This is a genomic window from Mycolicibacter sinensis (genome assembly GCF_001667945.1).
In the GTDB taxonomy this organism is placed as follows: domain Bacteria; phylum Actinomycetota; class Actinomycetes; order Mycobacteriales; family Mycobacteriaceae; genus Mycobacterium; species Mycobacterium sinense_B.
Map to the genome: position 1 here is coordinate 1 of NZ_LZJK01000006.1, position 559 is coordinate 559.

Consider the following 559-nt stretch of genomic DNA (forward strand, 5'->3'; position numbering starts at 1 on the left):
CCGTGCAGACGCCTCACCTAACGAGGTGCTTGCCACACCATAGTGCACCAGGTGGCTGGCAGGGTCAATCGGGCGCGGCGCGTCGCCGCCCACTTCTCGGTCACCGGTGCACGCCGGCCGCGAAAGACCTTGGCGGCGAAGCAGAATTGACGCCGACGTCAGCCCGGCTGCCGATCGGGCCCGGCGGTGTTCTGCCCGTCGCGGTTGACGTGTACGGCGTGCACACCGGGCTGCTCGGCGAGTTCCTCCAGCAGACTGTCCAGCCGGCTGGGATCGACGTGCCAGTGCTGCACGTCGGTGGTGCCGGCCAGCTCGGTGACCAGGCGCTCCAGCCGGGTCTGCGCATGGCCGTTCATCGCCGCGGCGGGTCGACTCCGGGGCGCGGCGCCGGTCAGCGCCCGGCCCGCCAGGCTCGCCATGGCCAAGTCGCCGAACACCCCGGTGGGGATCTGCGCGGCGGCCGGCGCCGCCGCCAGCCCGGCACCCGGCAGCGCAGCGGCAGCCATCTTGGCCACCGGCGCAGCCGCCACCCAGTTCGGCGGAACGCTGAGCCTGCCGA

1 protein-coding gene is annotated in these 559 nt (G+C 73.3%); it reads right to left on the bottom strand.

Going from position 1 to position 559, the window contains the following annotated elements; all coding sequences use genetic code 11:
* Nucleotides 1-158 precede the first annotated feature (158 nt).
* On the bottom strand, nt 159-559 hold a 401-nt coding region (locus A5694_RS00170), incomplete at its 5' end, for a PPE family protein, SVP subgroup (RefSeq protein WP_428844249.1).